This is a genomic window from Extibacter sp. GGCC_0201 (assembly GCF_017566055.1).
Classification (GTDB): domain Bacteria; phylum Bacillota; class Clostridia; order Lachnospirales; family Lachnospiraceae; genus Extibacter.
In genome coordinates, this window is the sequence record NZ_JABFCH010000051.1 from 1 (window position 1) to 5373 (window position 5373).

A 5373-nucleotide genomic window follows, 5' to 3' on the forward strand; every position below is an offset into this window, starting at 1 on the left:
ATCTTCCCTTTCTTGTCGGGCCGCTCGGACTCACAGATGTGGACCGGCTGGCAGCTGGACTTCGCATACATGAGTATCTGAGACAGCGTGTCGATGGGTACAAGGCTGCTTTTAGCAAAAGAGTTATCCAGCTATATAGTTGTGACTAAGAAGAGCCTTCGAATGCTTGTGGTTGAAAACGAAGACGATATTCCCAGGCAATGTTGGGGGATTCCATGTATCGACAGCAGAAGTTTCAGGAGAGAATTTAGCAAAACCATCTTTATCAGTCGGTTTATAGCCATTGACAGCGTTAGAATTGACATTGTATGTTACTGTTCCATCTTTATTTAGCTGGACTTCTGTTGTTTCTCCATTAATCTCAGTAGTATATGTAATCATGCCGTCTTCATTTTTTACGGCTGTCACAGACTGTTCAACCCCATTTACATCAGCCGTAAATGTAATTGTGCTTCCGTTACTCAGCTGTTCAAGCTGTGCATCGACTTCTTCCGCTCCCAGACGGGCATCTACGACTAACGAACGTGGCTGTGAAAAGAAATTCTCCCAGGCTGCGTTGATCTCTTCAGGACTGCTTTCACTGTTGATGTCAGGATTTTCTTCGGAAAATTCGTCATACATTGCCTGCTGGAGTTCTTCCTGGTTCTGAATCTTGGCTTGTATTTCAAAATATTCATCGGAGCCTTCTTCGGCTTCTCTAAGCTGTTGATATAAGTTGCTGACAGTATCTTCCGATGTCTTGAAATATACGGGCAGCTCCACCCCTTCTTCGTTTAGGCCGAGTCCCTCTTTGGCGTTAGCTATGTATTTCTCATAACCGGCGATGATGCCTGCGTTAGTCTCTGAGTTCTTTCCGCCCTCTGCCTTTTGAAGCACTTCCAGTTCATCTATCTGAGCCTGTATGGAGGCCTGGTCGTATTCAAATTTTATATGGACAATCTGTTCTTCTGTCAGTTGGGATAAATCATCGGTATACGTAGCATAATTTTCATCCCATCCTTCGATGAGGCTTCCGAGCCTGTCTTTAGAAGCGCCGTCACTCATGGAATCGTAAAGCTCTTTGATGCCATCGAGCGATGACTCATATTCCTTCATGCCCTCACCGCTGAACATGATACCGTCGAATTCATATCCGTAGTCTTCCATATTGTGAAGGATGGTGTCTACTACTTCGGTGTTTACGCCGAGAGCTTTGGCAGCTTCTGCCGTAGATTCAAACTTGGGGACAATCTTGCCGGTTGCAGCATCGATATCAACCAGGTTCTTCCCGACGGTGCCTTCTGTCGCTTCCAGATCTGCTGCAAAATTATGCATGCTATCAAGAGGATTGTCCGTATCAAACCACCGTTTGACTTGGGTATAGCTCTTTTCCCATGCGGCTTTATATGCTTCAGCCTCGGTTGCATAATCACCTTGGGTAATTTTCTGCGGAGACATCCACTGCGCTACGGCCTGAAAGTCATCCGTGCCAATCTTGCCCTCTTCATACATCTGCTGTGCCTTGTCGATATAGCCTGCCATGCTCGTCCATTTATCTCCGGCATTTTCCGAGGTAAATGCTTCTTGTACGCCTTCATAGGAACCGTCGATACCGCTGATTGACTCTTTCGCTTCTTCTGCGGATTCTGCCAGACCACTGAAATAATTCCTGAATGCATCCCCCTTTCCCTTGCCTGTCATGCCAAGGTCGCTTAGGGTAAGACCCATATTATGCAGGACATCGACGACATCTTCTCCTGACTTTGCGGCTTCCAGCAGCCGGTCTTTTATAAAGTTCTTGCCTGTCGTTCCATCAAAGAAATCATTGATGGACTGCTGCCATTGGTCTTCTTGAGAGAGATCCATATTATTAACGGAATTCAGAGCTTTTTTGACGGATTTGAACTGTTCTTCGTAGCCGACTTCAGCTATCAGCCCTTCGCCGTCTTTCGAGAAGCTGGCGAGAAGTGTAGACAGGTCATTCTGCTTTGTGTCCAAGTCAGAAGTCAATGTCTTTATAGCAGTGCGGTAGCTGTTGATATCTTCTTCTGCCTTTTTCCAGTCAGAGCTTCCGGGGTCATAGCCGGCCTGTTTACTCTCGAGTTCTGATATGGCCTTTTCATATTCTTTGATGGCGGCAACATTTTCCATCGTAGCGTCTACAACATTGACGTTACTTACCTGTCCCTGGTAGGTCCTCTTTCCTCCGGGCACTTCCTGTGCGACTTTCTGCGCGACTGATTGCTTTCCCATGTTCAATGCGTCTCTGGCATCAGAAGCGGACAGCTTATGCTGCTGTTCTGCCAGTGTTTCCTTTAAAGCAGCCTGTCGTTTTGCTTCATCGCTGGCGCGCTTGGCTTTCTGGACTTGGGAATTTTCAGCGGCAGATAAATCTGCTGTATTCAGCTTCTCATATAAATCGTCAATAGAATCATTCGGTTTTATCTTAATGTTGTTAGCTTCTGCTATGGAAGCGAGTGTCTCCTTATATGACTCTGCCTGAGAATTTAAGGCGTCTAATTCAGACTTCGTCCCATTAAAATTATCCAGATTGGCCTGCGTATTCTTCAGTGCGGAATCATAGGATAGATTATACGCGTCGGAGAGCTTGTTGAGTCCTGTGTAAAGCAAAGCAACTGCTCCAACGGCTAGTGTTGCCTTTCCTGTGAAGGAGTCTAAGACTCCTGCTATTTGTGGTGATAGGGATTCTTTTGCCGTTTTAAAAGTTTCTTTTAAACTTCCAGATGCAAATGCGTCTCTAATATCTGCAAAGGATGATTTAAGTGACTAAGCATAAACTACTAATTATATTGTTGTTTATAATTGGCAGTGATATAATCTTATCAGGAGGTGATATAGGATGGCATTAATAAAGTGTCCCGAATGTAAAAGAGAGGTATCAGACAAAGCAGAAGTATGTATCCACTGCGGCTATCCAATAGTAAAACAAAGAGATTATAACGCTACAATACAGGAAAAGTCAGGTCCATCAAGTTATAAAATTAGAATGATTGATGTACATGATAACAAAGAAAGTAGGGCGGTTCTACTCATGCGTATGATAGCTGGGATTAAGCAACCAGAAGCATCTATATTAATTCGAAAAAATTACAGTCCGATTATTATGGCCGGCTTAAGTATGGAAAATGCAGAAGTAATTAAACGTATTTTTGAAAACGAAGAAATCAACGTCGCTATCGAACCAGATAATGACTCAACACAAAGAACAACTTTAAATGTGAATGCTAAAGGCAAGATAGGTGTGGAGGCGATAAACTATTTCATACCCAAACAGGATGAGAATGATTTCCTATTCTGCCCGAGATGCCGATCTAAGCTGGTAGAGACGGTTACGATATCAGCAACTCAAGGGTTTGTGAAACCAGTGAATATCTGTAAAAAATGCGGTCACAAATGGAACATAGGAAAATGATAGAGAGTATAATCGTGTTTCATTATTAACAAACAGCGCTGAACATTAGGAGGTGATTTAGAATGGCATTAATAAAGTGTCCCGAATGTAAAAGAGAGATTTCAGACAAAGCAGAAGTGTGTATACATTGTGGTTATCCGATAGCGAAACTAGGAGGTTGCAGCGATACAAAACAGGAACATACAAGCCCATTACTTTACAAAATCAGGGTAATTGATATACCTGATCAAGATAGAAAAAGTATGGCAGTTGCTCTGACTTGTACTATAGCTGACATTAGACTAAGAGAAGCATCAGCATTGATTGAACAGAATTATAGCCCAATTATTATAGCAGGTCTAAGCATGGATGACGCAGAAGTAATAAAACGCATATTTGAGAATGAAAGGATTGGCGTTACTATTGAACCTGATTATGAGTCAACACAAAGTACGACACTGGATTTGAATGCTAAATGTAAACTTGGTGTAGAGGCGATAAACTATTTCATGCCAAAGCAGGATGAGAATGATTTCCTATTCTGCCCGAGATGCCGGTCGAAGCTGGTTGATACGGTAAGCGTAACCACCTTCTTTAGCTGGGGAGAACCTATGAATGTTTGTCAAAAATGCGGATATGAATGGAAACCTGGAAAACGGTAGGGAGCATAACCTGTTTCATTCTTAACAAACAGCGCTGAAGACTAGGAGGAACAATATGGCATTAATAAAGTGTCCAGAATGTAAAAGAGAGGTATCAGACAAAGCGGAAGTATGTATCCACTGTGGCTATCCAATAGCAAAATTGAGAGGTTGTAACGATATCATACTAGATTCAACAGATTCATCAAAATACAAAATCAGAGTAACAGATGTACATGAATATGGTAATAGAGCAGTTGCACTTGTAGGTATAATAACTAGACTTAATACAATGGAGGCATCTAAGTTAATTGAAAAGAATTACAGCCCAATTATTTTAGCTGGGCTAAATATGAAAGATGCAGAAGTAATCAAAGAAATATTTGAGACTAGGGGAATCAGTGTCGTTATTGAACCCGATAATGAGTCAACACAAAGTACAACCTTAAATCTGAATGCTGAAGGAAAACTGGGTGTGAGGGCAATAAACTATTTCGTACCCAAACAGGATGAGAATGATTTCCTATTCTGCCCGAGATGCCGTTCGAAGTTGGTGGAGACGGTTACGATATCAGCGACTCAAGGGTTTGTGAAACCAGTGAATATCTGTAAAAAATGCGGTCACAAATGGAACATAGGGAAAAGATAGAACTGTAAATTACTGTCTCTATGCCAACAAACGTAAGTAACAGAAAGAGACGAGCACTGTTACTGACGGGTAATATTAATATGCTTAAGCATAACACTTAAGACTATACATTAATAGCTGACAGTATAAGGTCGTGCCAACTACAAGGATGGGTAGTCGTTGAATATCCTCTCTGTTAAGGATTCTTATGCCATATTATTGGTTTATGCAATCCAGACAATTAGCCAGAGAGTGTACTGCTGATTGGGACGTCTATGTAATGTATTACATAGTTTGCCATATGAATTTTCAAACCATACCATATGCTGTCGCCAGCTCCGTTTCGGTTTCATATAACTTTCCGTTCCAGCAAAGAGGAATTACCAGCCCTCCAATACTCCTTTGGGTATATTTATTGAACCCCCATTAACACAACTTGTTGATGACACCATATTTGTCATTTCCTTATTGTGAAGTGGACTCACTTATTTGTGTAACCCTGTGATTCATGGGTTAATCCAGGTTCAGTGGTAGTCGTAGTCGTTTCGATAAATCACTTATATTTCTAGCGCTTGATGAAATTGTATTGAATAGAGACAAGCCGTCTAGCAATCCGCTCGTATCCATCTCCACCGGCACCTTCGCAGGCGCCCCGCTTGTGACGCTGTTCACCGCGGACTGAAGCTGTCCGCTTAAGGCGGCGCTGTCAATCT

Annotated in this window: 4 protein-coding genes and 1 pseudogene; 3 read left to right on the forward strand and 2 right to left on the reverse strand. The window is 42.3% G+C overall.

The features are described 5' to 3' along the window. Positions 1 to 123: 123 nt before the first annotated feature. Positions 124 to 2610: a hypothetical protein gene (locus HJV72_RS18625; protein ID WP_208073329.1), complete on the reverse strand. Its 2487-nt coding sequence runs from the start codon at positions 2608 to 2610 to the stop codon at positions 124 to 126. Positions 2611 to 2839: 229 nt separating this feature from the next. On the opposite strand from HJV72_RS18625, the gene HJV72_RS18630 reads away from it, so the two are divergent. The 3 genes from HJV72_RS18630 to HJV72_RS18640 all read left to right on the forward strand — a co-directional run bounded on the left by HJV72_RS18630 (position 2840) and on the right by HJV72_RS18640 (position 4681). Next, complete coding sequence (locus tag HJV72_RS18630; RefSeq protein ID WP_208073331.1) at positions 2840 to 3412, forward strand: zinc ribbon domain-containing protein; 573 nt, start codon at positions 2840 to 2842, stop codon at positions 3410 to 3412. A 62-nt stretch (positions 3413 to 3474) separates the two neighbouring features. After that, complete coding sequence (locus HJV72_RS18635; protein WP_208073333.1) at positions 3475 to 4053, forward strand: zinc-ribbon domain-containing protein; 579 nt, start codon at positions 3475 to 3477, stop codon at positions 4051 to 4053. Between the two features lie 55 nt (positions 4054 to 4108). Next, on the forward strand, positions 4109 to 4681 hold the full coding sequence (locus HJV72_RS18640; protein ID WP_208073335.1) for a hypothetical protein: 573 nt from the start codon (positions 4109 to 4111) through the stop codon (positions 4679 to 4681). Positions 4682 to 5173: 492 nt separating this feature from the next. Here the strand turns inward: HJV72_RS18640 and HJV72_RS18645 are convergent. Continuing rightward, positions 5174 to 5373 (reverse strand): annotated as a pseudogene (locus HJV72_RS18645) (hypothetical protein); the annotation flags it as partial.